This window comes from Pseudomonas sp. KSR10 (genome assembly GCF_022355455.1).
GTDB lineage: Bacteria > Pseudomonadota > Gammaproteobacteria > Pseudomonadales > Pseudomonadaceae > Stutzerimonas > Stutzerimonas stutzeri_E.
Genome location: NZ_JAKOEN010000009.1, coordinates 1 through 25,438 on the forward strand (window position 1 = coordinate 1; position 25,438 = coordinate 25,438).

21 protein-coding genes and 2 tRNA genes are annotated in these 25,438 nt (G+C 62.7%); 7 read left to right on the forward strand and 16 right to left on the reverse strand.

Annotated features, from left to right (window positions below):
• Positions 1 to 59: 59 nt before the first annotated feature.
• Positions 60 to 983 carry a LysR family transcriptional regulator gene (locus MCB86_RS03050; protein WP_239609709.1) on the reverse strand — a complete coding sequence of 308 codons (924 nt, stop codon included), beginning with the start codon at positions 981 to 983 and terminating at the stop codon, positions 60 to 62.
• A gap of 62 nt (positions 984 to 1,045) precedes the next feature.
• Between MCB86_RS03050 and MCB86_RS03055 the strand changes: the two genes are divergently transcribed.
• Positions 1,046 to 1,663 (forward strand): LysE family transporter, encoded by a 618-nt coding sequence (locus tag MCB86_RS03055; protein WP_239609712.1) that lies wholly within the window; start codon positions 1,046 to 1,048, stop codon positions 1,661 to 1,663.
• Between the two features lie 101 nt (positions 1,664 to 1,764).
• Here MCB86_RS03055 and MCB86_RS03060 read toward each other — a convergent pair whose 3' ends face one another.
• From MCB86_RS03060 to MCB86_RS03070, 3 genes are all read right to left on the reverse strand, one after another.
• Complete coding sequence (locus tag MCB86_RS03060; protein WP_080890657.1) at positions 1,765 to 2,532, reverse strand: FKBP-type peptidyl-prolyl cis-trans isomerase; 768 nt, start codon at positions 2,530 to 2,532, stop codon at positions 1,765 to 1,767.
• Positions 2,533 to 2,769: 237 nt separating this feature from the next.
• Positions 2,770 to 2,846: transfer RNA gene (locus MCB86_RS03065), tRNA-Asp, on the reverse strand.
• A gap of 13 nt (positions 2,847 to 2,859) precedes the next feature.
• A tRNA-Val gene (locus tag MCB86_RS03070) sits at positions 2,860 to 2,935 on the reverse strand.
• 215 nt (positions 2,936 to 3,150) lie between these two features.
• On the opposite strand from MCB86_RS03070, the gene rdgC reads away from it, so the two are divergent.
• The 3 genes from rdgC (at position 3,151) to sugE (ending at position 5,524) form a co-directional block, all read left to right on the forward strand.
• The gene (gene rdgC, locus MCB86_RS03075) at positions 3,151 to 4,071 is read left to right on the forward strand and encodes a recombination-associated protein RdgC (RefSeq protein WP_239609713.1); all 921 of its coding nucleotides are present in this window, start codon (positions 3,151 to 3,153) and stop codon (positions 4,069 to 4,071) included.
• Positions 4,072 to 4,131: 60 nt separating this feature from the next.
• Entirely contained in the window at positions 4,132 to 5,076 is a 945-nt protein-coding gene (locus tag MCB86_RS03080) for a bile acid:sodium symporter family protein (RefSeq protein WP_239609715.1), read from the forward strand.
• 133 nt (positions 5,077 to 5,209) lie between these two features.
• The gene (sugE, locus tag MCB86_RS03085; protein ID WP_045163653.1) at positions 5,210 to 5,524 is read left to right on the forward strand and encodes a quaternary ammonium compound efflux SMR transporter SugE; all 315 of its coding nucleotides are present in this window, start codon (positions 5,210 to 5,212) and stop codon (positions 5,522 to 5,524) included.
• 43 nt (positions 5,525 to 5,567) lie between these two features.
• Here sugE and malK read toward each other — a convergent pair whose 3' ends face one another.
• Together malK and MCB86_RS03095 are read right to left on the reverse strand one after the other, a co-directional pair.
• Positions 5,568 to 6,683, reverse strand: a complete 1,116-nt coding sequence (malK, locus tag MCB86_RS03090) for a maltose/maltodextrin ABC transporter ATP-binding protein MalK (RefSeq protein ID WP_045163654.1) — start codon at positions 6,681 to 6,683, stop codon at positions 5,568 to 5,570.
• Between the two features lie 104 nt (positions 6,684 to 6,787).
• Positions 6,788 to 8,407 (reverse strand): alpha-glucosidase, encoded by a 1,620-nt coding sequence (locus MCB86_RS03095; RefSeq protein WP_239609717.1) that lies wholly within the window; start codon positions 8,405 to 8,407, stop codon positions 6,788 to 6,790.
• A 362-nt stretch (positions 8,408 to 8,769) separates the two neighbouring features.
• Between MCB86_RS03095 and MCB86_RS03100 the strand changes: the two genes are divergently transcribed.
• Positions 8,770 to 10,050 carry a hypothetical protein gene (locus tag MCB86_RS03100; RefSeq protein WP_239609719.1) on the forward strand — a complete coding sequence of 427 codons (1,281 nt, stop codon included), beginning with the start codon at positions 8,770 to 8,772 and terminating at the stop codon, positions 10,048 to 10,050.
• 46 nt (positions 10,051 to 10,096) lie between these two features.
• On the opposite strand, the gene MCB86_RS03105 is transcribed toward MCB86_RS03100, so the two are convergent.
• The 5 genes from MCB86_RS03105 to malE all read right to left on the reverse strand — a co-directional run bounded on the left by MCB86_RS03105 (position 10,097) and on the right by malE (position 17,227).
• Positions 10,097 to 10,645 carry a sugar O-acetyltransferase gene (locus tag MCB86_RS03105; RefSeq protein ID WP_239609721.1) on the reverse strand — a complete coding sequence of 183 codons (549 nt, stop codon included), beginning with the start codon at positions 10,643 to 10,645 and terminating at the stop codon, positions 10,097 to 10,099.
• A 78-nt stretch (positions 10,646 to 10,723) separates the two neighbouring features.
• Positions 10,724 to 13,468 (reverse strand): HTH-type transcriptional regulator MalT, encoded by a 2,745-nt coding sequence (gene malT / locus MCB86_RS03110; RefSeq protein WP_239609723.1) that lies wholly within the window; start codon positions 13,466 to 13,468, stop codon positions 10,724 to 10,726.
• 36 nt (positions 13,469 to 13,504) lie between these two features.
• Positions 13,505 to 14,395 (reverse strand): maltose ABC transporter permease MalG, encoded by an 891-nt coding sequence (malG, locus tag MCB86_RS03115; protein ID WP_239609725.1) that lies wholly within the window; start codon positions 14,393 to 14,395, stop codon positions 13,505 to 13,507.
• Between the two features lie 11 nt (positions 14,396 to 14,406).
• Positions 14,407 to 15,972, reverse strand: coding sequence for a maltose ABC transporter permease MalF (gene malF / locus MCB86_RS03120; RefSeq protein ID WP_239609727.1), 1,566 nt, complete (start codon positions 15,970 to 15,972; stop codon positions 14,407 to 14,409).
• A gap of 67 nt (positions 15,973 to 16,039) precedes the next feature.
• On the reverse strand, positions 16,040 to 17,227 hold the full coding sequence (gene malE / locus MCB86_RS03125) for a maltose/maltodextrin ABC transporter substrate-binding protein MalE (protein ID WP_239609729.1): 1,188 nt from the start codon (positions 17,225 to 17,227) through the stop codon (positions 16,040 to 16,042).
• 258 nt (positions 17,228 to 17,485) lie between these two features.
• On the opposite strand from malE, the gene MCB86_RS03130 reads away from it, so the two are divergent.
• On the forward strand, positions 17,486 to 19,552 hold the full coding sequence (locus MCB86_RS03130; RefSeq protein ID WP_239609731.1) for an alpha-amylase: 2,067 nt from the start codon (positions 17,486 to 17,488) through the stop codon (positions 19,550 to 19,552).
• A 25-nt stretch (positions 19,553 to 19,577) separates the two neighbouring features.
• Entirely contained in the window at positions 19,578 to 20,645 is a 1,068-nt protein-coding gene (locus MCB86_RS03135; protein ID WP_239609733.1) for a hypothetical protein, read from the forward strand.
• A gap of 199 nt (positions 20,646 to 20,844) precedes the next feature.
• Here the strand turns inward: MCB86_RS03135 and pcaC are convergent, their stop codons facing one another.
• The 5 genes from pcaC to pcaG form a co-directional block, all read right to left on the reverse strand.
• The gene (gene pcaC / locus MCB86_RS03140) at positions 20,845 to 21,243 is read right to left on the reverse strand and encodes a 4-carboxymuconolactone decarboxylase (RefSeq protein ID WP_239609734.1); all 399 of its coding nucleotides are present in this window, start codon (positions 21,241 to 21,243) and stop codon (positions 20,845 to 20,847) included.
• Positions 21,244 to 21,305: 62 nt separating this feature from the next.
• Complete coding sequence (locus MCB86_RS03145) at positions 21,306 to 22,661, reverse strand: 3-carboxy-cis,cis-muconate cycloisomerase (protein WP_275589401.1); 1,356 nt, start codon at positions 22,659 to 22,661, stop codon at positions 21,306 to 21,308.
• A gap of 144 nt (positions 22,662 to 22,805) precedes the next feature.
• Complete coding sequence (locus MCB86_RS03150; RefSeq protein ID WP_045163675.1) at positions 22,806 to 23,735, reverse strand: AEC family transporter; 930 nt, start codon at positions 23,733 to 23,735, stop codon at positions 22,806 to 22,808.
• The gene (gene zapE / locus MCB86_RS03155; RefSeq protein ID WP_239609736.1) at positions 23,736 to 24,842 is read right to left on the reverse strand and encodes a cell division protein ZapE; all 1,107 of its coding nucleotides are present in this window, start codon (positions 24,840 to 24,842) and stop codon (positions 23,736 to 23,738) included.
• Positions 24,832 to 25,437: a protocatechuate 3,4-dioxygenase subunit alpha gene (gene pcaG / locus MCB86_RS03160; protein WP_239609738.1), complete on the reverse strand. Its 606-nt coding sequence runs from the start codon at positions 25,435 to 25,437 to the stop codon at positions 24,832 to 24,834. Before pcaG ends, zapE begins: the two co-directional genes overlap by 11 nt.
• Position 25,438 lies beyond the last annotated feature (1 nt).

The following is a 25,438-nucleotide window of genomic DNA, read 5'->3' on the forward strand; positions in this document are numbered from 1 at the left end:
GGACTGCGTCCCAGGTTATTCGGCAAGCCTCACCCCTTCGGGGCCGCGTCGACAGCGCCTCAGGCTATCTCGCGCAACCAGACCAACAGATCGGCCTGCGGGCTGCCGGGCAGCAAGGGTTGCGGCGACAGCAGGCAGTAGCGCGAGCCGTCTTCGACGAACCCCAGCGGCGCGACCAACACGCCGCTGTCCAGATCGTCACGCACCAAGTGCCAGGGGCCGATAGCCACGCCCAGGCCGGCTACTGCCGCCTGCAGACTGAAGTAAAAATGATCGAAGATTTGCCCCGGCGCCTCGGGGACGCCCCGACCTGCCGCCAAGGCCCAGTCCTGCCAGGCGGACGGCCGTGTGCGAGAGTGGAGGCAAGGCACACCGGCCGGCAACGCAGCGCCATCATGCTCCAGGCGAAGCCAGATCGCCGCCTTGTCCGGGCGACAGACCGGGCCAACCCGCTCTACGAACAATGGCTCGGCATGGTAACTGCCAGGCCAGCGGAAATCGTCACGACGGATCGCCAGATCGATCCCGTCCGCGAAGGAGAACGGCCCGCCGCCAGCAACCAGATGCACCTCCATCGCCGGGTGTCTGGCCTGGAAATCGGGCCAACGAGGAATCAGCCATCGCATTAACAACGTGGGTTCGCACGACACCACCCAGCGCCGCGCCTGGCGACCACTGGCGCGCAGTTCGCCGACAGCCTGCCGCATCAGGTCAAAGCCCCCGCTCACCGCCCGCGCCAGGGTACGCCCAGCCTCGGTCAGAAACACGCGACGGCCACGCCGCTCGAACAGCGCCACGCCCAGTTCATCTTCGAGCAGACGCACAGCGCGACTGACCGCCCCATGGGTCAGATGCAACTCATCGGCCGCGCGACTGAAATTCTCCAGACGAGCTGCGGCTTCGAAGCAACGCAGCGCCAGCAACGACGGCAAGCGCCGATCGACGGCTAGTGAGCCTGACTCACTATGACTGTCAGAAAACATCGTTATTCATCCGGAAAGCGCCTGGTTAGCATCCATTTTTCTGCCTACCGACAGGATACGCGATGACTGAATTGATAGCCGTAGTCACAATCACGGTGTTCGCGGTGATCAGCCCGGGACCGGACTTCGCAATGGTCACACGCAACAGCCTGACGCTGTCGCGCCGCGCCGGCGTGCTGACGGCCCTGGGTATCGGCCTGGGTGTGCTGGTCCACGTCACCTACACCCTTCTGGGTGTCGGCCTGCTGATTAAGCAGTCGCTTTGGCTATTCAATGCCATCAAGCTGGTCGGCGCCGCCTACCTGATCTATCTCGGCGTGACGATGCTGCGCGCGAAGCCGAGTGGCGCACCGGCCGACGGCGCCGCACCACCACCGTCAGACTGGGGTGCATTGCGCACCGGTTTTCTGACCAATGCGCTGAACCCGAAGACCACCGTGTTCATCGTCAGCCTGTTCATTCAGGTGGTGCGTCCCGATACGTCACTGGCGGTGCAGATCGGCTATGGCGCTTTCATCTCGATGGCGCACATGGCTTGGTTCGGATTGGTCGCGCTGTGCTTTTCAGCCGGCGTCGTGCGTGAGCGTCTTCTGGCCGTCCGCCATTGGATAGACCGTTTGTGCGGCGGGCTGCTGGTCGCTTTCGGGGTGCTGCTGGCAGCCGCTCGCGGGACGTACTGACCGCGCACGCCGCCCGCGTCGACGGTATGTGCGAGACCAAGGCTGTCGGCCAGAAACAAAAACGCCCCGCATGAGCGGGGCGTTTCGATACTACAGAGCGATTACTGCTTGGCAGGCTCTTCGGCAGCTTCTTCAGCAGCCTCAGGCTCGGCTTCAGCAGCCGGAGCCGCTTCGTTTTCTTCGCCCTTGATGCCCAACAGCTCCAGGTCAAAGACCAGAACCGAGTTGGCGGGGATCAGCGGGCTTGGGCTCTGCTCGCCATAGGCCAGCTCACTCGGGATGTACAGCTTGTATTTCTCGCCGACGTGCATCAGCTGCAGGCCTTCGACCCAACCCGGAATCACACCGCCGACCGGCAGATCGATCGGGGTGCCGCGCTTGATCGAGCTATCGAAGACGGTGCCATCGGTCAGGCTGCCTTCATAGTGGACGGTAACGACATCGTCCGGACCCGGTTGCGGGCCGTCAGCCGACTTGACCACCTCATACTGCAGACCAGACTCGGTGGTCTTCACGCCGTCACGCTTGGCGTTGTCTTCGAGGAATTTCTTGCCCTTCGCCGCGGCTTCCTTATTCATCTCGACCAAGCGCTCTTCGGCGCGCGCCTGCAGAGCGGAGAAGGCCTCCATCAGCTGTTCGTCGGTCAGCTTCTGCTCTTTCTTGCCAATGGCATCGTCGATACCCTGCGCAACCGCATTCGAATCGAGATCAGCCATGCCTTCCTGAGCCAGGCTCTTGCCCATGTTCAGTCCGATACCGTAGGACGCTTTTTGAGCCGGAGTATCCAGCTTGACGCTGGTTTCTGAATCACAGCCCGCCAGGACCAGGCCAATCAGGGCTATCGCAGACGCCAAACGTTGATGTCTCATTCTGTTTCCTTAAATACGCTTGAAGGGGTGAAGCAAATCGATTGCCGGAGCTTAACAGTCACCCCCAGCAGTGGCTACCGAGCGGACCGAGGTAATAGGTAAAGACAATGCAAAGTACGGAAGTGCCGCACGAAACGTGCAAACAGGAAGAAACTCAAATTGAAGGCGAAAAAAAAGCGACCTTAAGGTCGCTTTTTTCGAGCTATCAAGGCGTTCAGTGGTCCTTGATGGCGAATATGGCGCAGCGGACGGGACTCGAACCCGCGACCCCCGGCGTGACAGGCCGGTATTCTAACCGACTGAACTACCGCTGCGCTAAACCTCGAGTGGTGGGTGATGACGGGATCGAACCGCCGACCCTCTGCTTGTAAGGCAGATGCTCTCCCAGCTGAGCTAATCACCCGTTTGCTCTCGAAGTGGGGCGCATTCTAGAGAGGGTTCCTGACCTTGGCAAGCCCCTTTTGAAAAAAAAATTGAAGAACTTACAAAGACTTAGGAACCCCTCTGTTTATTGGCCGTTTTTGCGGTTTCCATCGGCATTGCGGCTCGGCAGGGTTGGCCTGGCTTGCCGGGACGGGAATAATGCGCCCTTTGCTTTTACCGGAGTTTCAAATCGCCATGTGGTTTCGCAATCTGCTCGTCTACCGTCTCACCCAGAACGTGCCTTTCGATGTCGAGACACTTGAAGCCGCATTGGCCGCCAAGCCCGCCCGCCCCTGCGCCAGTCAGGAACTGAGCACCTACGGATTCGTTGCGCCTTTCGGCAAGGGCGAAGATGCCCCGCTGGTGCATGCCAGCCAGGGCTTTCTGCTGATTTCCACGCGCAAGGAAGAGCGCATTCTGCCCGGCAGCGTGGTCAAGGACGCTCTGAAGGAAAAGGTCGACGAGATCGAAAACGAGCAGATGCGTAAGGTCTACAAGAAAGAACGTGACCAGCTCAAGGACGACATCATTCAGGCCTTCCTGCCCCGCGCCTTCATCCGTAAGTCCGGCACCTTCGCCGCCATCGCGCCCGAACAGGGGCTGATCCTGGTCGACTCGTCCAGTCCCAAGCGCGCCGAAGACTTGCTGTCGACGCTGCGTGAAGCCATCGACTCGCTGCCAGTGCGTCCGCTGACGGTGAAAATCGCTCCATCGGCCACGATGACCGACTGGGTCAAGACGCAGAAAGCGGCAGATGACTTCTTCGTCCTCGACGAGTGCGAGCTGCGCGATACCCATGAAGATGGCGGTGTGGTGCGCTGCAAGCGCCAGGACCTGACCAGCGACGAGATCCAGCAGCATCTGGAAGTCGGCAAGCAGGTCACTCAGCTGTCGCTGGGCTGGCAGGACAAGCTGTCCTTCGTGCTCGACGACAAGCTGGTGATCAAGCGCCTGCGTTTCGAAGAGCTGCTGCAGGACCAGGCCGAGCAGGACGGCGGCGACGACGACCTCGGCCAGCAGGACGCCAGCTTCCTGCTGATGATGCTGACCTTCAAGGAGTTCCTGCCCGCGCTATTCGAAGCCCTGGGTGGTGAGGAGATCCCACAGGGCATCTAAACTGCCCTGGCCGTCAGCCCCGGCTGACGGCACCCCCTCCATAACTACAAGGTAAGCCCGATGCGTGCCCTCGCCGCCCTCAGCCGCTTTGTCGGCAACACCTTCGCCCTCTGGGTCCTGCTGTTCGCCATTCTCGCCTTCCTCCAGCCCAGCTGGTTCCTTCCCGCCACCGCCTGGATCGTCCCGCTGCTGGGGCTGATCATGTTCGGCATGGGTCTGACGCTTAAAACGGCTGATTTCGCCGAGGTTGCGCGTCGACCGCTGTGGGTGGCATTGGGTGTCGGGGCGCAATTTCTGATCATGCCCGCCCTCGCCTGGCTACTCTGCCAACTGCTGGGGTTGCCGGCGGAAATTGCGGTTGGCGTGATCCTGGTGGGCTGTTGCCCGGGCGGTACCGCGTCCAACGTGATCGCCTGGTTCTCGCGGGGTGACGTCGCGCTCTCGGTGGCGATCACCGCCGTCACCACCCTGCTCGCCCCGCTGGTCACGCCCGCATTGATCTGGCTGCTGGCTTCGGCCTGGCTACCGGTCAATTTCGGCGCCCTGTTCATGTCCATCGTACAGATCGTGCTGGTGCCGATCGCCCTCGGCCTGATCGCCCGCCGCCTGCTGGGCAATCGGGTGCATCAGGTGGTCGATATCCTGCCGCTGGTTTCGGTGGTGAGCATCGTGATCATCGTGGCCGCCGTGGTCGCGGCCAGCCAGGCAAAGATCGCCGAATCCGGCTTGCTGATCATGGCCGTGGTGATATTGCATAACAGCCTGGGGCTCGGCATCGGCTACCTCGTCGGGCGCCTGTTCGGCCTACCGCTGGCGCAGCGCAAAACACTGTCGATCGAAGTCGGCATGCAGAACTCGGGGCTCGGCGCAGCCCTGGCCAGTGCGCATTTCTCGCCGTTGGCGGCCGTGCCAAGCGCGTTGTTCAGCGTCTGGCACAATCTGTCCGGTGCGCTGCTGGCGACGGTCTATCGGCGGATGAAGGATAAAGGCTCCGACGCGTCCTGATACGCGTCTACCGGTCCGGGCCTCTTGCCCGGACTGTCTCGTTGTGCAAAATAGCGCCTGCTGAGGACGACCTCAGGCGGCATCAACTCACCGGGGACGGCCCCACCCAATTTACCGTCCTATCGAGGTGCGCATGTCCTGGATCATCCTGTTTTTTGCCGGCCTGTTCGAAATCGGCTGGGCCGTCGGACTGAAGTTCACCGATGGCTTCAGTCGCCCGCTTCCCACCCTGCTTACCGTTGCTGCGATGGCTGCCAGCCTTGGCCTGCTAGGGCTGGCCATGAAGGAGTTGCCGCTGGGCACCGCCTACGCCGTCTGGACCGGGGTAGGTGCCGTGGGGACTGTGATCGCCGGAATCATATTGTTCGGCGAATCGATGAGCCTGTTTCGTCTGGGCAGTGTGCTGCTGATCTGCATCGGTTTGCTTGGTCTGAAGCTCAGCCACTAAAGTCGCCGCGGCAGCCGGTCGAGCGCCAGCTGCCGTGGTGCCGTCAGCCAAACAGGGCCGGCTCTCGATAACGCCGAGCACAGGCCTGACCATCTGCGCGGAACAGGTGGCACTTGTCGGCCAACAGGCCTGTCGCGTAGACCTGGCCCACCGCAACACGACGATTGCCATCGCTGGCGACCGCGACCATTTCGTCCACGCCTTCGAAGTTCAGATGCAGGAGGTTGTGGTCACCGAGTCGCTCGGCGACCGCAATCTCGCCATTGAAGACGAAGTCAGCCCTATCGGCATCGACGAAATGCTCAGGACGAATGCCCAGGGTCACGGCATCGCCAGGGCTGACCTGGCTGCCATCCACCGGCAATCGCAACGCGCTGCCACCCGGCATCGTCACCTCCACCGAATCGGCGTCCGCTCGCAGCACGCTCACCGGCAGAAAATTCATTTGTGGCGAGCCGATGAAGCCGGCCACGAACTGGTTGCTCGGGTAGTGATACAGCTCCAGCGGCGGCCCGACCTGGGCGATGCGCCCAGCATTGAGCACGACGATCTTGTCGGCCAGAGTCATGGCCTCGACCTGATCATGGGTCACGTAGATCATGGTCGCCTTGAGGCGCTGATGCAGGCGCGAGATTTCGATGCGCATCTGCACGCGGAGAAAGGCATCGAGGTTCGACAATGGCTCGTCGAAGAGAAACACCTTGGGTTCGCGCACCATGGTCCGGCCGATCGCCACGCGCTGGCGCTGCCCACCGGAGAGATCCTTGGGCTTGCGGTCGAGCATTTGGTCGAGCTGCAGGATCTTCGCCACCGAGTCCACTCGGCGACGAATCTCGCCTTTGTCGATCTTCGCCAGTTTCAGGCCGAACGCCATGTTTTCCGCGACACTCATATGCGGATAAAGCGCGTAGGACTGAAACACCATCCCCACTGAGCGATCCATCGGCGGCAGTTCGTTGACCCGTTCGCCGTCGATCTGCAGCTCGCCGTCAGTGATGTCCTCGAGGCCAGCAATCAGCCGCAGCAGGGTCGACTTGCCGCAGCCGGACGGGCCGACGAACACCACGAACTCACCATCAGCGATATCCAGATTGATACCGCAGGTGATGGGCACCTCGTCGTAGCTCTTGCAGATATTCCGCAGGGTTACGCTGGCCATTATTGTTGTTCTCCTTCAAAACAGTCGCTGCGATGCATCGCAGCGAGCGAAGCGGGCGGCAGCCGGACAAAACGAAACCTTAGCCTCGTCTCGATCCGGACAGCTCAGCCGAGCCGGCGGGCAAATCCGAATCCGTGCGCAGGCAAGTGTACGCCGTGGCCGTCGAAGACTGCCGATGCCGAGGGCACGTCGAGCCCTTCGACCGGAGCCGACAGGTCAAAGTGCCGTCCACTGTCACCCATGTTGAACAGACACACCCAGACCTCGTCACCCAGGCGGCGTTCGTACACCAGCAACGCGTCGTCGTGGTAAACGGTGCGCATGCTGCCTTCGATCAACAGACGCTGATCCTGGCGCCAGGCGAGGAAGCGGCGATAGATGTTGAGCATCGAGCTCGGCTCCGGCTCCTGAGCGGCCACCGACAGGGGCAGGTGCTTGTCGGCCAGCGGCAACCAGGGTTGCTCCCGGCTGAAACCACCGTGCGGGTCCTGATCATGCCAAGGCATCGGCGTACGGCAGCCGTCGCGGCCTTTGAACTCCGGCCAGAAGCGGATGCCGTAAGGGTCCACCAGTTGCTCGAACTGCAGCTCGGCTTCGTCCAGGCCCAACTCCTCGCCCTGATAAAGGCACACGCTACCGCGCATGCTCAACAGCATCGCCATGAACATCCGCCCGCGCGCATGATCCGGCTGGTTGGCCAGCGCCCAGCGACTCATCACGCGCACCACATCGTGGTTACCGATCGACCAGCAGGGCCAGCCATCGACCAGCTCGCGCTCCACACAATCGATGGTGTGCCGCAGGAAGCCTGGGCTGCACTGCTCGGTGAGCAGGTCGAAGGAATAGGCCATATGCAGCGTGTCGCTGCCGCCGGTGTAGGCGGCCATGGTCCGCAGCGAGTGATCGCAGCCGATCTCGGCCACCGTGGCGCTGCCCGGATAGCGCTCGAGCAGCTGGCGAATACGCCGCAGGAAGTCGAGGTTTTCCGGCTGGGTTTTGTCGTAGATGTGCTTCTGGAACGCGTAGGGGTTGTCGGCGCGCACGCCGATGCTGCCTTCGCGAATGTCGTGGTTTGGCGGATTGTCGCGCAGCTCGCGGTCGTGAAAATAGAAGTTCGCCGCGTCCAGGCGAAAGCCGTCGACGCCCAGTTTCAGCCAGAACTCCATGTCGTCGAGCAGCTGCTGCTGCACCGCTTCGCAATGAAAGTTGAGGTCCGGCTGGCTGGAAAGAAAGTTGTGCAGGTAGTACTGCTTGCGGCGACTATCCCAGGTCCAGGCCGGACCACCGAACACCGAGAGCCAGTTGTTGGGCACGGTGCCATCATCCTTCGGGTCAGCCCAGACGTACCAGTCGGCCTTGGCGTTGTCGCGGCTGGAGCGGCTTTCCATGAACCAGGCGTGCTGATCGGATGAATGATTGAGGACCTGATCGATGAGGATGCGAATGCCACGCGCATGGGCGACCTCGATGACCCGTTTGAAATCCTCCAGCGTGCCGAACAGCGGATCCACACCGCGATAGTCGGACACGTCATAACCGAAGTCCTTCATCGGCGAGGTGAAGAACGGCGATAGCCAGATGGCGTCGACATTGAGGCTGGCGATGTAGTCGATCTTCTCGACTACACCGAGCAGATCGCCAACCCCGTCGCCGTTGCTGTCATAGAAGCTGCGCGGGTAAACCTGATAAATGACGCCGCCGCGCCACCAGTCGTTGCGATTCATACAACCAACCTTCGATGTTTGGGGGAACACGCCGCCACTTTAGGTGCGGCAACCCGTCGCAACATCCTCCCGCCCCTGCATTAGCGAGGCGTATGAAGCGGGCGTAGAGACGGACCGATCAGGGGGCGTAGTGCATCTACCCAAGGCTGGGCCCGACGCCGCAGCGTCGCGATTGGCACACTCATGCGGATCGCCATAAAACCGTCAACCAGCAAGCGAGTCGACACTTATTTGTCACGAGCAACTTCTAGGATCGATGCAGTTCCGGGACTGACCCTGCAGTAGCAGCCGCGCCAGCAACTCCCCGCGCCGCCGCGCCAGCCAGGAGCGACACGCATCCACACATCCATGGAGAGATGACAATGTTCAAGTGCAAGCCCCTCGCAGCCGCCATTATCGCGATCCTCGCCACCCAGGCCTACGCCGACGACAACAGTGCAGAACAGAGCCAGTCCGGTGCCGACAACATTGTTGAAGTCACTCAGACGGGTGGCCAGGACAACCTGTCCTATCAATCACAGATAGGCACCAGCAACGATGCCATGGTCACTCAGAACCAGGCCATCTCATCGGATGCCGTGCAGACCCAGACCGGCGATCTGAACCGCGCGGACGTCGTGCAGAATTCGACCGAGCAGAGCGAAGCGATCCAGTTGCAGCAAGGCGACAACCATGATGCCAGCATCGTCCAGAGCGACTCCTTTGGTGTCAGCGCCCGTCAGTATCAGGACGGTAGCTACAACACCGCGATCACCGAGCAGACCGCGGCCGACCTGAGCACCGCCATCACCGAGCAGGACGGCACCGACAACTTCGCCGAGGCTATTCAAAGCAACACCGAATCGAGCCTTGCCGAGCAGCGCCAGGTGGGTAACGACAACGTCTCGCTGGTATGGCAGGAAGGCGGCGCACGCAACGACGGCCTGGTCAGCCAGAACGGCAATGGCAACGACGCGACCGTCTATCAAATGAACGTCTCCGATTCCAGCGCCGAGATCGACCAACAGGGTGATTCGCAGGTCGCATCCGTTACGCAGGAAGGCACGGATCACAACGCCAGCATTCAATCGATGGGCCTGATGAACGAGGCGTACATCGACCAGAGCGGCAGCCTGCAGACCGCATCGATCTACCAGGACGGCACCTCCAACAGCGCCGACATCTTTCAGGCCGGCGAAAGCAACAGCGCCAGCACCGAACAGACTGGCGACAGCAACTTCATCACCGTCGATCAACTGGACGGCAGTTTCCAGACCGCCTCGTTACAGCAGAACGGCGAGTACAACGAAGCCTATGTCACTCAGCAAGGCACCGATCACCTGATTGACTTCGCCCAGGACGGCACCGGCAACCTGCTCACCGTGACCCAAACCGGAAATGGCAACGAGCTGACCGGTGCCAGCTACGGCGACAACAACCGTGTGGACGTGGTACAGGGCGGCGACCTCAACGTGGCTGACATTCAGCAAATCTACGGATCGGACAACGAAGTCAGCCTGACGCAAGATGGCCAGGACAATCTGGCGACCGTCATTCAAGGCGGCGTAGGTAACCAGGCAATGCTGATGCAGAGCGGCATGGGCGACTCGGCAATGGTGTCGCAGATGGGCTCGGGCAACGTGGCCACCGTAACTCAGCAGTAAGCGGTACAGGCAGCCGGCTCAGCGCCGGCTGCCATCCCCTCATCCTTCAGCGGATACGGGCCGGGTTACCTACCGCCGTCGCCCCCGCCGCCACATCTCGTGTCACGACACTGCCCGCACCGATCACTGCATCATCGCCGATGGTCACGCCCGGCAGGATGATCGCACCACCGCCAATCCAGACATTCTTGCCGATCACCACCGGGCGACCGAATTCCAGACCGCTGCGGCGTTCTTCCGCGCCGCGTGGATGGTCCGCTGCATAGATCTGCACGGCCGGACCGATCTGCGTGCCGCTGCCGATGCGTACCTCGACGACATCCAGAATCACGCAGTTGAAGTTTAAGAACACGTCGTCGCCGAGATGGATGTTGTAGCCGTAATCGCAATGAAACGGCGGCCGCACCACGGCGCCTTCGCCCACGCTCCCCAACAACTCCCTCAGCAAGGCTCGACGCACCGCCGGCGTCTCGGCGAGCGCTGCGTTGTAGCGCACCATCCAGGCCTTGGCCAAGGCGTGATCGGTCTGCAGCTCGGGGTCGCCTGGTCGGTAAAGTTCGCCGGCGAGCATCTTCTGTTTTTCGGTCATCGACATGTCGGGCTCCACTGGGATGAAAAAACGCCTCCGAGCTTGGACTGGTCGGAGGCGTAATCGCTCATGCAATCGCGCCCGCTATTCGCCCTGGATCTTGCTCAAGAGGCCGCGCGCCAATTGCACGGCCTCGTTGCGATGAGTGATGTTGAGCTTCTGGTACAGGCTGCGAATGTGCGTCTTGATGGTGGTCGGCGCGACGTTCAGATGTTCGGCGATCTGCTCGTTGGATTGCCCGGTGTGGATCAGGCTGAGCACCTGCCACTCGCGCCGGGTCAGCGGGGAATGGCGGATCAGCTCCGGTACGTCCGGACGGTTGATGATGTCCTGAATAACCGCCTCGTCCAGGGTGATGCGGATGGCCCGACTGAAATCGCGCTGCTGCTGCGCCAGCTGAATCAGCCGATCGGCGCGCTGCGCTTCCAGCTCGTCGAGCCGGCGCTCGTGTTGCAGGGCCTTTAGCATGGCGATCAGCAACTTGCCGGTGCGCAGGAAACTGCCAATGGCGCCCGTACTGCTGGCCAGGGTCAACGCCAGCTGCAGATGATCCAGCGCCTGTTGGCGTTCTTCGCGCAGCCAGTGCAGCTGTGCGAGCAGGATGTGGTTACGGTTCAGATCCATGACCAAACCATGCTGCTCGGCATCGACCTGCAACTGCCGAAGAATCGGCAGCGCCTTTTCCGTCTGTTTCAGCGACAGGTAGGCACGCGCGTGGTTGCGAGCGTTGTACTGGGCGAAGTGATTGAGGCCGCGCTCGAGAGCCGGCGCGGTGAGCAGCCATTGCTGGATTGCGGTCTTGTCCTGGGTCGAATCCCAGTAGCTGAGCATTACCGCATGGGCATTGGCGAGCCAGTCGACGTGGTAGTTATCGTCAGCCAGCATGCTCTGCATCTTGCCGATGTAATCGGCGCAGGCGCTCTGCTGGCCCCGTGCGTGGGCGATGCCAGCGAGTAGCGCATAGCATTGCAGCAGCCAACGATCGCCGACATCCTCCAGAATCTGAATGCCCTGCAGCGCGCACTGCTCGGCGGCATCCAGATGATGCCACTCGAGCAACACTTGGCCGCGCACCCGATAGATGAACTCCATGATGGGCGTGGCCTGGAGATCGGCCTGCTCGACGTACTGAATAGCCCGCTCCTGCAGCGAATAGGCCTTCTGCAGGTAGCCTTGGGCAATGGCGATTTCCGACAGCTGCCCTAGGTTCCAGACCACCAAGTGCGAGGCGCGAATTTCCCGCGCGCGACGCTCGGCCTCCTCGTACTGCTTCTGCGCCTGAGGCAGCAGGCCCTGGACGAAATGCGCCTCGGCCAGGCCGGACAGCGCCGCCACCTTGGAGGTACGCATGATCAGCGGCTCACGCACCAGGGCTTCGCGGGCCAGGACGATCGCCTGCTGCTCGTCGCCGCGATTCATCGCCACCTGAGCGCGCACGGCGTTGAATTCGCCGACGATGCGTGCCCAGTCTTCGTCAGAACAGCTGTGTTGCAGGGCCAGCTCGCCGGCCTTGAACCAGCGCTCGACCTGATCGAACTGATAGGAGTTCTGCGACACCCAGGCCTGCAACAGGGTCAGCAGCGGCGAGCCGGCGATAACCGCTTCCGGCAGGGTTTCCAGACATTGCTGCAGTAAGCCGAGGCGGCCCTGACGGTAAAACTGCCGGCCATGACGCTCCAGCACCTCGCCGACCCGCGTCGGACAGCCGGCCAGCACCGCGTGGCGCGCCGCCTCTTCCGGCAGGCTTTCGGCCACCAGCGCTTCGGAGGCGCGCAGATGCAGTTCGGAGAGCCGCTGCGGCTGACGGGTGCGCAGCTCGCCCTGCATGAAGGTGGCGAACAGCGGATGGTAGGCATACCACTGGCGCAGGCTGTCCAAGGGCTGCAAAAAGAGCCCGCCGCGCTCCAACTGCTCCAGCATGTCACGGGCATTGCTGCCCTGGGTCAGGTGATCGGCCAGGGGGGCATTGAACCGTTCGAGCAGGCAGGTCGCCTGGAGAAAATCCAGCGTGGTTGCGCCCAGATTGGCGATCACCTGCTCGCGCATGTAATCCCGAACATAGGGATGGCCGAGCTGCAGGTTCTCCAGAAACAGGTCCATGCCGCGTCCGGTCTGCACTTCCTGCAATACCAGCTGCAATGCGCAGGGCCAGCCGCCGATACGCCGATTGAGGCGCTCGACCTGCTCGCGGTTGATCGACACCGGCAGTCCCAGATCCAGCAGCGCCTGCACCTCGTCAGTCTCGAAGGCCAGATGCTGGGTATCGACAGTGAGCAACTGATGTTTGACCCGCAAATCGGCGACGCCCAGCTCCGGCAGGCCTCGGCTGCACACCAGCAGCGTCATCCAGCTCGGCATGTTGCGCAGAAAAAATCGCAGTGCGGCGATCACTTCCGCGTTGTACAGGGTCTCGAAGTCATCCAGCACCAACAGCACCGGCTCATGTTCACCGGGCAACTCGGCCAGCAGGTGCGTGAGCAGGGTATCGAAGGCCTCCCGGCCTTGCCCGGCCAGCAACAGACTGCGCGGACAGCCGTGTTCCAACCGCGCATCGAGCACATGCAACAAGTAGCGGCCGAGCTGCAGCGGATCGTTGTCGCTTGGGTGCAGCTGCAGCCAGGCGACCTGACCGTCGAAGGCCCGTGCCCACTGACAGGCCAGGGTCGTCTTGCCGAAACCACTGGGCGCATGCAGCACCGCCAGCCGCACCTCGCCAAGGCGCTGCAACCATTCGTCCAGACGCGGCCGCGCCAGTAGACCGCGCGGCAACGGCGGCATGCTCATCTTCGCGGGTATCAGTGGCAGCGGTGCTGGCATTGCAGCATTCATGTCTGGCTCTCCATGGCGCACCCGTTCGGGCCGTCCTTAACCTTTAACGCCCCCGGCGGTCAGCCCGCCGACGATCCACTTCTGGCAATAGAGGAACACCGCTGTGATCGGCAGTCCGGACAGCACCGCCGCCGCGGCGAAATCGCCCCAGAGGTAGTTCTGGTCATACAGGTACTGCTGCGCCCCGACCGACAGCGTGAGCTTGTCGACGTCCATCAGCAGCACCGAGGCAATCGGATACTCGGTGATGCTGGTGATGAAGGCGAGGATGAACACCACCGCCAGGATCGGCACGCTCATCGGCAGCAGAATATGCACGAAGGCCTGCCAGGTGGTGGCGCCATCGACGATTGCCGCCTCTTCCAGCGAGCCGTCGATGCTCTCGAAATAACCCTTGATGGTCCAGATATGCAGCGCCATGCCGCCCAGCGAGGCGATGATCACCGCCCCATGGGTGTTCACCCCGAGCCAGACGACGTGCTTGCCGAGCTGGTCGAACAGCGCATAGATCGCGACCAGCGTCAGCACCGGGGGGAACATCTGGAAGATCAGCATGCCCTTGAGGATTGGCCCCTTGCCACCGAAGCGAAGACGGGCGAAGGCGTAGGCGCTGGTGGTCGATAGCATGAGGATCAACAGCGAGCTGATCAGCGCAATCTTCATCGAGTTCCATAGCCAGGTCAGCACCGGGAACGGCGGGTTGCTGATTTCGCCGTTTTCGTGGACGTAGGGAATGCCCAGCGCCAGCGACCAGTGCTCCAGCGTCGGGTTATCCGGCAGCAAGCTGCCGGTGGCGAAGTTGCCCTCTCGGAAGGAAATCGACACCACCATCAGCAGTGGGAACACGATCAGTGCGACGAAGGCGAGCAGCCCGGCATGAGTGAGCCAGACGCGGTATTTGACGGATTTCGGTTGAACCATGGCCATGTGCGTGCCCCTCAGACCTTCACTTTAGAGAGTTTCAGATTCAGCCAGGCCATGGCGCCGACGACGATGAAGATCAACGTGGCGATGGCGGCGGCCAGGGCGAAGTTCTGCCCCGAATCCTGGAACGCGATGCGATAGGTGTAACTGACCAGCAGGTCGGTGGTTCCCGCCGGCGTGGTGGTGCCGAGAATGTCCGGGCCGCCGCGGGTCAACAGGGTAATCAACACGAAATTGTTGAAGTTGAACGCAAAGCTTGCGATCAGCAGTGGTGCCAGCGGCTTGATCAGCAACGGCAGAGTAATTTTCAGGAGATTATCCAGCGGCGTCGCGCCATCCATTGCCGAAGCCTCATAGAGGTCACGCGGAATCGCCTGCAGCAGCCCCATGCACAACAGCAGCATGTAGGGATAACCGAGCCAGGTGTTGACCATCAGGATCATGCTGCGCGCCAGGGTCGGGTCGCTGAACCAGTCCGGGCGCATTCCGAACAGGCTGTCGAGCATCAGGTTGATCTCGCCGAAGCTCTGGTTGAACAGACCTTTGAACACCAGGATCGAGATGAACGCCGGCACCGCGTACGGCAGGATCAGCATCAGCCGGTAGAAGGCTTTGCCGCGCACCATATCCCACTGCAGCAGGCTGGCCAGCACGAGCCCGACGGCGAGCGTGAAGATCACCGTCAGCGCGGCGAAGCACACCGTCCAAACGAAGATCTGCAGGAATGGGCCGCGAATCTTCGGATCGGTCAACACCTTGGCGAAGTTGCTCCAGCCAGCGTAAACGGTGTAACCGGGTGCCACCGCCCGCCCGTCGGCATCGACGTAGAAGCCGATCTCATCGTTGGCGGTCAGGCGGTCGCCCGTCTGGTTGTTGACCAACGAGCCGTCGTCCTGAAGCCGATACAGCGGCTCCACCGCGGCTACCTCGCGCAGCCCGTAAAGACGCAGCAGCTGCCCCTCATGGCCCCGCATGACCCATTGTTCCAATTGCTTGCGCTGGCGAATCACGTCACGCAGCGGCAGGGCCTCGCCCAGGTCGTCGACGTCCGCTTCGCGGATCATGCCCAGCGGCTCGCCCTCGATCGGCTCACCCTCCAGCGGAGCGGAAATCCAAACGCCTTGCTCGCCACGATCGACGCGCAAGCGCCTCTGGCCCTCATCGTTCTGATGCAGGCTGAAGCCGAAGCGCTCACCTGCCAGGTAAGTCTGGTTGAGGTGATAACGCTGCGCCTGCTCGAAGCTCAACAGGTTGGTGCCGCTGTAGTTGGTGAAGCCGATCCCCACCGTGTACAGCAGCGGGAAAATGACGAACACCAGCATCCCGGCAACCGCCGGAAAGATGTAGCGATGAGCATAGGCGCGGCGACTGATGAAGACGAAACTGGCGATACCCGCGAGTACCAACCCGAGCAGGGCGAACACGGTCTGCCCCTGGGCGTACAAGGCGACGATCAGGTACAGGGCGAAGGCGTTGCACAACAGCCACAGGCCCCAACGCATCGCGGCCGGCAGCTTGGGAATCGGCAGTTTCGGTACGGCACGGCCGGGCATCTCGGCGGGAACATTCACAGCGGACATCGGAATCTGAGCCTCAGGGCGCGCAGCCGAAGACGCAGGCGTCTCCAGCGGCGGCTGCGGGTTGTCGTTACTTGACGATGCGTTTGGCGGCGTCATCCAGGGCGGCATCCACGGTTTGGCGACCGGAGGTGATATTGGTCAGGGCGGGCTCCATGGCCGACCAGAACACACCCATCTGCGGAATGTTCGGCATCGGACGGCCTTGCTGCGCACTCTCGAAGGTCGCCTTGATCATAGGATCGTCGGACAGCTCGGCCATGAATTCCTTGTTCACCACCGCCCCCAGCGGCACGTCGGCATTCACGGTCTTCAGCCCTTCGACCTTGAGCAGGTAGTTTTCCAGGAACTCAACCGCCAGCGCCTGGTTCGGACTGGCGGCGTTGAGGGTCGCCGCCATCACGCCAGAGAACGGCTTGCTCGGACCGTCGCCCACCGCCGGGATCGGCGCCACGCCGAAGTCGATGCCGCTCTTCTTGATGTTCGACCAGGCCCAGGGCCCGCTGATGAACATCGCCGATTCGCCCTTGTTGAATGCAGCTTCGGCGGCACTGTAGTCGGCACCCTTGGGCATGACGCCTTCATCGATCAGCCGCTTGAGTACGGTTGCGCCCTGCTTGGCACCCTCGTTGTTGACGCCGGTTTTGCTGACGTCATAACCCGAGTCACCGTCGGCAAAGACGTAACCACCATTGGCCGCCAGCAGGGCCCAGGTGAAGTAGGTGTTGTTGTAATCCCAGAGAATCGCGCGTTTGCCATCGGCGGCGAGCGTTTTATTGAGGGCGAAGACCTCATCGAAGGTCTTTGGCGGGGTCGAAACGAGGGCCTTGTTGTAGATCAGCGCGGGCGCTTCCACCGCCATGGGGTATCCCCACAGCTTGCCCTGGTAGCTCACCGCGTCCCAGGCAAAGTCGGCGATCTCGCCCTTGGTCTTGGCGCTCGGCGTGATGGGAGACAGCAGCCCGCTCTGCGCCCACTCGCCAAGCCGGTCGTGCGCCCAGATGAAAATGTCCGGACCGTTGCCGGTGGCCGCCGCCTGCTGGAACTTGTCGGTCGCCGCATCCGGATGAGCGACTTCGACGGTGATGCCGGTTTCCTCGGTGAATTTGTTGCCAACCTCAGCCAGGCCTTTATAGCCCTTGTCACCGTTTATCCAGACGACCAGCTTGCCTTCTTCGATAGCGGCCTGGACGGACAGCGGCAGACTCAGGGTTGCGGAGAGACCGATGGCGGCCGCTGCAAACAGCTTTTTATTCATTTGGGTATTCCCTCGTGGCTTCTTATTTTTTATCCACACGTTCTGCGTGCCGCCTGGCGGTCTCGCAGTGCCTCCATACTCGCCCTGCAGGAGCGCTAAAACATCCTCCTCCGGGGGAGGATGAGGGGCGTAGAAGCGGGGCGTAGTTTCGCCTCCGAACGACGGCTACCCGCCGCATCAAACGGCCTTTCTCAGCCTGCACAAGGCCATCGAAACCCGCTTGAATACGGAAACATTCTCGCCTAGCCGGAGCCGGACATGCGCCCTCTTCCGCCCCTTAGTCCATTCATCCTAGCCCTTTGTTGCAGTCTGCTCTCGCCTGCCGTGCGAGCAGAACCGCAAGTCGCCATCCGACTCAATGGTCAGCCGTTGCAGCCGACCTGGGAATCGCTCGCCGAGGATCGTTTCGCGACGGAGCTGGACCTGTCGAAAGGCAGCCTTCAGCTAGGCCCCGACGAGGCCCTGACCCAATCGCTCAAACCGTTCCAGCGCCATGACCTGAACGCCGGCAGCCGCTTCGATTTTGAGGTGACGGAACCGGGGCGCTATCGCCTGCTGATAAAGACCGGCGAGGATGCCAGCCTGCGGCTGCTGCCGATCCGCCAGACGGGCGAGCCCGTCGAGCAGGCCTGCCGGCCATGGGCGGGCGAAGCCGTACAGGTTCCGGTTGCCGGTGTATTCGACAACGGCCAGCGCTTGCGCGATGCCTATAGCGGCAGCACCGCCACCGTGCAGAACGGCAAGGTCGAGCTGACACCGGCGCCCGGCAGCGACGGCTTGCTGCTCATCGAAGCCGCCGAGTCGCGTTCAGAGCAGCAGCGCGATTGGCGCAACGCGACCGTCTATTTCGCGCTGACCGACCGTTTCGCCAATGGCGACCCGCACAATGACCGCAGCTATGGCCGCGAGCCGGACGGCGCAGAGGAAATCGGCACCTTTCACGGCGGCGATCTCAAAGGCCTGACGGGTAAGCTCGACTACCTCGCCGAACTGGGCATCGACGCCCTGTGGATCAGCGCGCCGTACGAGCAGATTCACGGCTGGGTCGGTGGCGGCGAGAAAGGCGACTTCCGTCACTACGCCTACCACGGCTATTACGCGCTGGACTACACCCAGCTGGACGCCAACATGGGCAACGAGGACGACCTGCGCGAGCTCATCGCCAGCGCCCATGCGCGAGGGATTCGCGTGTTGTTCGATGTGGTGCTCAACCACGCCGGCTATTCGACCCTGGCCGATATGCAAGACTACGGGTTCGGCGCCTTGCGCCAAGGCATGGAGCAATACCTGCCTGAACGCTGGAGCGACTGGCAGCCGGAGCCGTACGAAAACGTGCACGCCTACCACAACCTGATCGACTACGATCACCCCGCCTGGGCCCGCTGGTGGGGCAAGGACTGGGTACGCGCCGGTATCGCCGACTACCCCGCACCGCCGAGCGTGCTGGTGGATCCACTCAAGGGCTCGCTGGCATTCCTGCCGGACTTTCGCACCGAGCGCGACACCCCGGTCGGCCTGCCGGAATTTCTACGCCACAAGCAGTCAACCCGCGCCGTCGAGCGTGACGGCTATCGCGTACGTGACTATCTCAATGAATGGCTGACCAACTGGGTGCGCGAGTTCGGCGTCGATGGCTTTCGTGCCGACACCGTCATGCATGTCGAACCGGCGGCCTGGGCACAGCTGCGTCAACAGGCCGATCAAGCCCGCCGCGACTGGTCAGCGGCCAACCCGAACGATCCGCTGGCCGGCGAGCCGTTCTGGATGGTCGGCGAAGTCTTCGGCCATGGCCCGGAGACGAGCGACTATCAAGCCAACGGATTCGACGCACTGATCAATTTCGCCTTTCAACAGGAAATCGCCAGCGCGGCCAGCGATTGCCTGCGTCGTGCCGACAAGGGCTACAGCCATTACGCCGAGTTGCTGGCCAACCACCCCGGGCACAACTTCATGAGCTACGCCTCATCCCATGACACCTCGCTGTTCAGCGCACAACACGACGGCGATTTGCCGCGCCAACGCGGTCTCGCCAGCGCGCTTCTGCTGAGCCCCGGCGCGGTGCAGATCTACTACGGCGACGAGAGCGCACGCGCCTTCGGCCCTACCGGCTCCGACCCTTTTCAGGGCACGCGTTCGGACATGAACTGGGGCGATCACGCCAGACCGGAGATCGCCGCGTTGATCGAGCACTGGCAGCGTCTCGGCCAGTTCCGTGCGCGCCACCCCGCGGTCGGCGCCGGCAGTCATCGGCAACTGTCCGAGTCGCCTTATGCATTTGTCCGCCAGCACGGCGAGGACAAGATCATCGTGGTGCAGGCTCGTTGAGCCGTATAGCCGCAGAGGAATTCTCATGACACCTGAACAACACCGCCATGCTGCCCAGCTCGATTTCGTCGCCAGCGGGGCCGAGATAGAAATCGGCACGCCCGCCGATTGCCCGCTGCCACTCGAGCAGTTGGCCGCCACGCGGGGCGACGAGCCCTATGTTCGAGAGCGCTTCAGCGCCGGCCTCACCGCCCACGTCTATCGCATCCATGCCAGCGGCCAAGACTGGACGCTCAAACGCGCCCGCAGCCGATGCAAAGTACAGAACACCGACGGTCAGACCAGCTTTCTCAACGAGATACAGCGGCGCGCCGACCTGCGTCAGCTCCAGCGCGACCCGCTGCTCGGCGAGCGCCTGAGCGCGATCGTCGAGACCCGCTACGCCAGTTTTCGCCAGGGCGTGCTGCTGTCGCCCTGGATCGACGGCGTCCCGGTCCAGGCCTGGGACGAGCGCCAGCTCACGCAGCTTTTCGACACGCTGGTGGCGTTGCTGCTTGGCGGGCTCTTCGAGTGGGACCTGTGCCCCGGCAATACCCTGGACGATGGCCAGGTGCGGCTGTTCGACTTCGGCTACATGTACCGCTTCGACCCGCTGCGCCAGTTCAATAGCAACGGCACCGCTATGCCACAGTTCCACGCCGCCGAGCGATTCGAGACGCGTCAGTACTTCGCCCACCTGCTGGGGTTGGAGCAACAAGGCGAGCAGCACGCGCTCAACGCTTTCTCGCTGGAAAAGCGCATCGCTATCGACGCCTATCAACGCCTGCGTTCGGAGCTCGCGACCCGTGGCGCCACATCGACGGTGCTCGACTGGCTGGACGGCATTATCACCGGCTGGCGGCAAGGGATATCAAGCGATACAGAAGCGCTGTATCTGCAGGAAGCCTGGCGTTCCCACTGGCTCGACCTGCACGACGACCTCGGCGGCCAGACCTGCACGCCCTCCACCCTGGCGCGCATCGGCTGGCTGGAACAGGCCGTCCGCGAGCGCCACCGAGACCTGCAACGCCTGACGGCGGCGGGGCCCGCCGAGCCTCTGCTGACTGAGCTGCACGAAGCTCGGCGCCTGGCGACGCAGTGGCAGGTCGCGTGACATGACTCAAATCGTTCGATCACCGCCCAGCTTCAGAAATGCAAAGGAGGAAGCCTGGTTCGTCTTTGATATGGCACACATGCTCCGGTGGCATCAACCTCGGGCTGCAGCGCGGCATGCCGCAGGCGCCACCGACTTCGAATAGGCGACGGCGCAACCACGGTCGCCTCTCGGCACGCCGTGGCTTGCGTCAGATCGACTATCCTTCCTGCAACGACTCCACGCCCAGCTCGTCGTAGACTTCCTCGGCGAGATGGAAGGTCGCGTTGGCGGCGGGGATGCCGCAGTAGATAGCGCTTTGCAGCAGCACTTCCTTGATCTCATCGCGGGTCACGCCGTTGTTCTTCGCAGCCCGCAGGTGCAACTTCAGCTCCCCCTCGCGATTCATTCCGATCAGCATGGCGATGGTCACCAGGCTGCGGGTATGCCGCGGCAAGCCGGGGCGCGTCCAGATATCGCCCCAGGCATGACGGGTAATCATTTCCTGGAACTCTTCGTTGAACGGTGTGATGTTTTTCAGGCTGCGATCGACATGCGCATCTCCCAGCACCGCGCGGCGCACCTGCATGCCGGCTTCGTAACGTTCTTTCTCATCCATCGTGTGCATTTCCGGATTGGTGATTGATCAGGACCGCATTCGTGCAGCCGTAAAAGGCAGCGTCAGATCGCCCGGTGCTCGGCCACGGCGCGCTCGACCCAGCGCCGCGCCTGCCCCAGATAAAAAGCAGGATCGAGCAGACGATCGAGCTCGGCGTCGTTCAGCTCGTTACGCACCGCCGCGGTTTCACTCAGTACCCCGCGCAGGTGACGACCTTCAGCCACGGCGCGCTTGCAGCACTGTTCGACCAGATGATGCGCGGCATCGCGGCCGATACGCTGCGCCAAGGCAATGCTCACGGCTTCGGCGAGCAGCAGCCCTCGAGTCTGTTCGAGATTGCCCCGCATACGCTCGCTGTCGACTTCCAGTTCGGCCAGCGTGATCAGCGCCTGCTGCAGCGACCCGGACACCAGGCAGCACAACTCAGGCAAGGTTTCCCATTCGGCATGCCAGAGGCCCAGGCTGCGCTCATGCTCCTGCGGCATGGCGCTGAGCAAGGTGGCGACCAGGCCGGGCGCGCGCGTGGCTGCGCTGATCATCACCGCACTGCCAACCGGATTGCGCTTGTGCGGCATGGTCGAGGAACCACCTTTGCCTAGCGCGGACGGCTCGAACACCTCACCGACATCGGTCTGCATCAGCAGTGACAGATCACGCCCGAGCTTGCCGAGACTGCCTGCGATCATGCCCAACAGCGCGGCGAACTCCACCAACCGATCGCGCTGGGTATGCCAGGGCTGTTCAGGCAGGGTCAGTTGCAGCTCGTCCGCTAGGGCCTGAGATACCGGCCAGGCCTGCTCACCCAGCGCCGCCAGCGAACCGGAGGCACCGCCGAACTGCAGGCTGAGCAACCTTGGTTTGATCAGTTGCAGCCGTTGACGATGGCGCGTCACGGCGCCCAGCCAACCGGCGATCTTCATCCCCAGGGTCACCGGCGTTGCATGCTGCAGCCAGGTACGACCGGCTATGGGCGTATCGGCGTGGCGCTCAGCCTGCTGCGCCAGCGTCGCGCCCAGACTCGCGAGATCCCGCTCCAGCAAGCCGATGGCCTGACGCAGTTGCAAGACCAGACCGGTGTCCATCACATCCTGGCTGGTGGCGCCGAGGTGCAGGTGCTTCTCCGCCTCGGCGTCGTCCTGGGCGATGCGCTTGCCCAGCGCCTTGACCAGCGGGATGGCCGAATTGCCAGCAATGGCGATCGCCTGCGCCAAGGCATCCGGATCGTAGAGTTCGGCCTTGCAAGCCGCTGCGATGGGGCCGACCGCTGTTTGCGGGATAACCCCGCAACGCGCTTCGGCCCGGGCCAGTGCGGCCTCGAAATCGAGCATGCCCTGCAGCCGGCCGTCGTCGGAAAACACCGCGCGCATCTCGGCACCGGTGAAATAGGCATCGAAGAGTTGATTGCTGGGCCGATTCAAAACCTGTGCTCCTGCTCTGGTAAGGGTTTCAACATTGGCGTTTCGCACACCACTGCTGGTCGATCAGGTTAACGCGCGCCCTCAACAGGGCGGAATCGATAAACGAGCCACGGCGCGGTTATCGAACGGTTTTCGTTGCGCTCGTCAGGTCATCGCCCACACGAAAAAACTGATGCTCAAGAACGAAACGATGGTCGCCGCCACCAGCGCCGCAGCACAGCGCCCTTCCAATCCGTAACGCGCCCCGAGGATCGGGTAGATGCTCATCATCGGCGCCGAAGCCATCAGCACACCGGCCGATGCCAGCACCGGATCGGACACAGGGATCACGGCGAAACACAGCAGGATAATCAGCGGATGGACGATCAGCTTGCCAATCGCCATCTGCCCCACGTCCATTCCCAAGCCGCTGACTTTCATACCGTAGAGACTGGCACCGATCACGAACAGCGCCACGGGCGCGGAGGCCAGCGCCAGCATGTCGATCACCCGCATCAGCACCGCGGGCGGACGCAACTCGAACACCGCCAGCAGCAGCGCCAGCGTGATGGCTATCAGAATCGGATGGCGAACCAGGCTTGCCAGCGTGCCACGCAACGCGGGCCACAGACCGCTCGCGCTCTGCCGCCCCAGCTCGGCCAGGGTGAGCGCCAGGGGAATCATCAGCAGATTCTCGACCATCATCCCCAGCGCCAGCGCCACGGCGGCCGGCGAACCAATCGCCATGGCGACGATGGGATAACCGACGAAGCCGCTGTTGGATACCGACATGCCCAAGCCGACCAGCGCGCTAGCGCTGAGGCTGTCCTTGCGCACCCACCGGGCGAAGGCGTAACCCAGGCCAAACACCAACAGCGAGCCAAGACCGTAGCCAATCAGGTAATTCCAGTCGACCACCTGGGCCAGTGGCCGGGCCAACAGCGCCTTGATCACCAGCGCCGGCAGCGCGAAGGTGATGACGAAACGCCCCATGCCAGCCGTCTGGTCGCGACTGACCAAGCCCGAGCGGCAGGAGAAAAAACCGATCGCGATAAGGATGAAGATCGGCGCGGTGATACCAAGGATCGAGAGCATTCAGTCGCTCATCCTGTCGAAAAGAACCCCCTCAAGGGATCTGAGCTGCCGCAACCGGCTGCGAGTACGCGCGAAGTCCACATGCCCACCGACACTGAGCAAGTGCTCAGGGCTCGCCTCGGCGACAAGCAACAGCGCTACGCCACTGTCATACAGGATGTCGATCAGATTGAGGAAGCGCTGCTGGACGTCGATGCCTTCGCCGTCGAGCGCCGTCACGCCGGTCAGGGCCAGCCGCTCGAACTGACGGGTCAACCGCAGGAAATCCGCACAGGAACGCGGCAGCCGGCAGAGTTCGTCGAAGTCCAGCCAGGCCTGAGCCCCCTCGCGAGCACGCAGGCGCAGCGGGCGGTGATTGACCTCGACGATCACCTCGCGCTCGGCTGCCACGGACAGCGGCAACTGCGTGGCAATCCATTCGGCCAGATCGCCATGCGGCATCGGCGCATATTCGCCCCAGACATAATCGCTCTCGACCCGCAGCCGATAATCTTCGCCGCCCTCCAGGTTGTAGACATCGAAGCGCCGCTCGATCAATTCGATGGCGGGTTTGAAGCGATCCCGATAGAGCGGGTTCGGGCATAGGCCGCCAGGCGGGTAATTGGAGGTCGCGACCAGCCCAACCCCCTGCTCCACCAGATGCTTGAGCAAGCGCCCCAGCAACATCGCATCGCCGATGTCGTGTACGTGAAATTCGTCGAAACAGAGCAAGCGCGTGCGCTCGGCGATTTCTCGGGCAACGATCTCCAGCGGATCGCGCTGGCCGCTGATCTGCTTCAGACGCAATTGCACTTCATGCAGAAAGGCATGGAAATGCACCCGCCGCTTGGCCTCCAGCGGTGCCGCAGCGAAGAACGCATCCATGACGAAACTCTTGCCGCGGCCGACTCCGCCCCACAGATAGACGCCGGCTTTTGGGGCGCGCAGCCAGCCACGACCGCCCAGCCAGGCATCCAGCCAGCGAGCGAGACGCTCGATGGCCGCTTGCTGGGCCGCATCGGGGCGGTAGCCGCGCGTCGCAAGCGACGCCTGAAAGCCTTGGCGAACCTGCGCCGCAACAGGCTGCGCAGGCGGCTCGCCGAGAACGGGCAGCGAATCAGAAGTCAAAGAAAACGGTTTCCCCCTCGACCTGCAGACGGACGTCGAAGCGGTAGGCCAGCTTCCCATCGACTTCGCAGCGCCGCGCGACCAGCGTTTCGCGCCGCTGGACCCATTCGATGGAATTGAGCACCGGGTCCTGCGCATTGGCCTCGGCTTCGTCGTCGAAGTAAATGCGCGTGTGCAAATGGATGTTGATGCCACGGGCGAACACGGACAGGTTCACATGCGGTGCCATCATCACACCGTCTCGATTCATCACCGGGCCGGGTTTCACCGTTTGCACCGACCACTCGCCGTCCTCGAACATCGTGGCCGTGCGGCCAAAGCTGTTGAACGGCTGCGCCGGGTCGAAGCAAGTGTGATACACGCCAGCGTGATCGGCCTGCCAGAACTCCAGAAACGAGTCACGTACCAGCTGGCCCATGCCGTCGAACACCTGCCCGATCAGCAGAATGTGCTCACCGGAGGCGTCCGGCTTAGCCATCTCGTTCCAGATTTCCAGCTCGCGAACCGGGTTGCCGGCGGCAGCCAACGCCAGCCCGATATGAACGTAGGGGCCGGCCGTCTGGGAAGGGGTTTCCGGTAAAAGTGCTACGGGCATG

Excerpts from the sequence above, each read along its gene's own strand:
- rdgC (WP_239609713.1), top strand. The coding sequence starts at position 3,151 with ATGTGGTTTCGCAATCTGCTCGTCTACCGTCTCACCCAGAACGTGCCT.
- MCB86_RS03105 (WP_239609721.1), bottom strand. The coding sequence starts at position 10,645 with ATGTCGATGACCGAAAAACAGAAGATGCTCGCCGGCGAACTTTACCGA.
- malF (WP_239609727.1), bottom strand. The coding sequence starts at position 15,972 with ATGTCCGCTGTGAATGTTCCCGCCGAGATGCCCGGCCGTGCCGTACCG.
- malK (WP_045163654.1), bottom strand. The coding sequence starts at position 6,683 with ATGGCCAGCGTAACCCTGCGGAATATCTGCAAGAGCTACGACGAGGTG.
- MCB86_RS03050 (WP_239609709.1), bottom strand. The coding sequence starts at position 983 with ATGTTTTCTGACAGTCATAGTGAGTCAGGCTCACTAGCCGTCGATCGG.
- MCB86_RS03095 (WP_239609717.1), bottom strand. The coding sequence starts at position 8,407 with ATGAATCGCAACGACTGGTGGCGCGGCGGCGTCATTTATCAGGTTTAC.
- MCB86_RS03055 (WP_239609712.1), top strand. The coding sequence starts at position 1,046 with ATGACTGAATTGATAGCCGTAGTCACAATCACGGTGTTCGCGGTGATC.
- malE (WP_239609729.1), bottom strand. The coding sequence starts at position 17,227 with ATGAATAAAAAGCTGTTTGCAGCGGCCGCCATCGGTCTCTCCGCAACC.
- malG (WP_239609725.1), bottom strand. The coding sequence starts at position 14,395 with ATGGCCATGGTTCAACCGAAATCCGTCAAATACCGCGTCTGGCTCACT.
- pcaG (WP_239609738.1), bottom strand. The coding sequence starts at position 25,437 with ATGCCCGTAGCACTTTTACCGGAAACCCCTTCCCAGACGGCCGGCCCC.
- MCB86_RS03135 (WP_239609733.1), top strand. The coding sequence starts at position 19,578 with ATGACACCTGAACAACACCGCCATGCTGCCCAGCTCGATTTCGTCGCC.
- MCB86_RS03060 (WP_080890657.1), bottom strand. The coding sequence starts at position 2,532 with ATGAGACATCAACGTTTGGCGTCTGCGATAGCCCTGATTGGCCTGGTC.
- MCB86_RS03150 (WP_045163675.1), bottom strand. The coding sequence starts at position 23,735 with ATGCTCTCGATCCTTGGTATCACCGCGCCGATCTTCATCCTTATCGCG.
- MCB86_RS03130 (WP_239609731.1), top strand. The coding sequence starts at position 17,486 with ATGCGCCCTCTTCCGCCCCTTAGTCCATTCATCCTAGCCCTTTGTTGC.
- malT (WP_239609723.1), bottom strand. The coding sequence starts at position 13,468 with ATGAATGCTGCAATGCCAGCACCGCTGCCACTGATACCCGCGAAGATG.
- MCB86_RS03080 (WP_239609715.1), top strand. The coding sequence starts at position 4,132 with ATGCGTGCCCTCGCCGCCCTCAGCCGCTTTGTCGGCAACACCTTCGCC.
- MCB86_RS03100 (WP_239609719.1), top strand. The coding sequence starts at position 8,770 with ATGTTCAAGTGCAAGCCCCTCGCAGCCGCCATTATCGCGATCCTCGCC.
- pcaC (WP_239609734.1), bottom strand. The coding sequence starts at position 21,243 with ATGGATGAGAAAGAACGTTACGAAGCCGGCATGCAGGTGCGCCGCGCG.
- sugE (WP_045163653.1), top strand. The coding sequence starts at position 5,210 with ATGTCCTGGATCATCCTGTTTTTTGCCGGCCTGTTCGAAATCGGCTGG.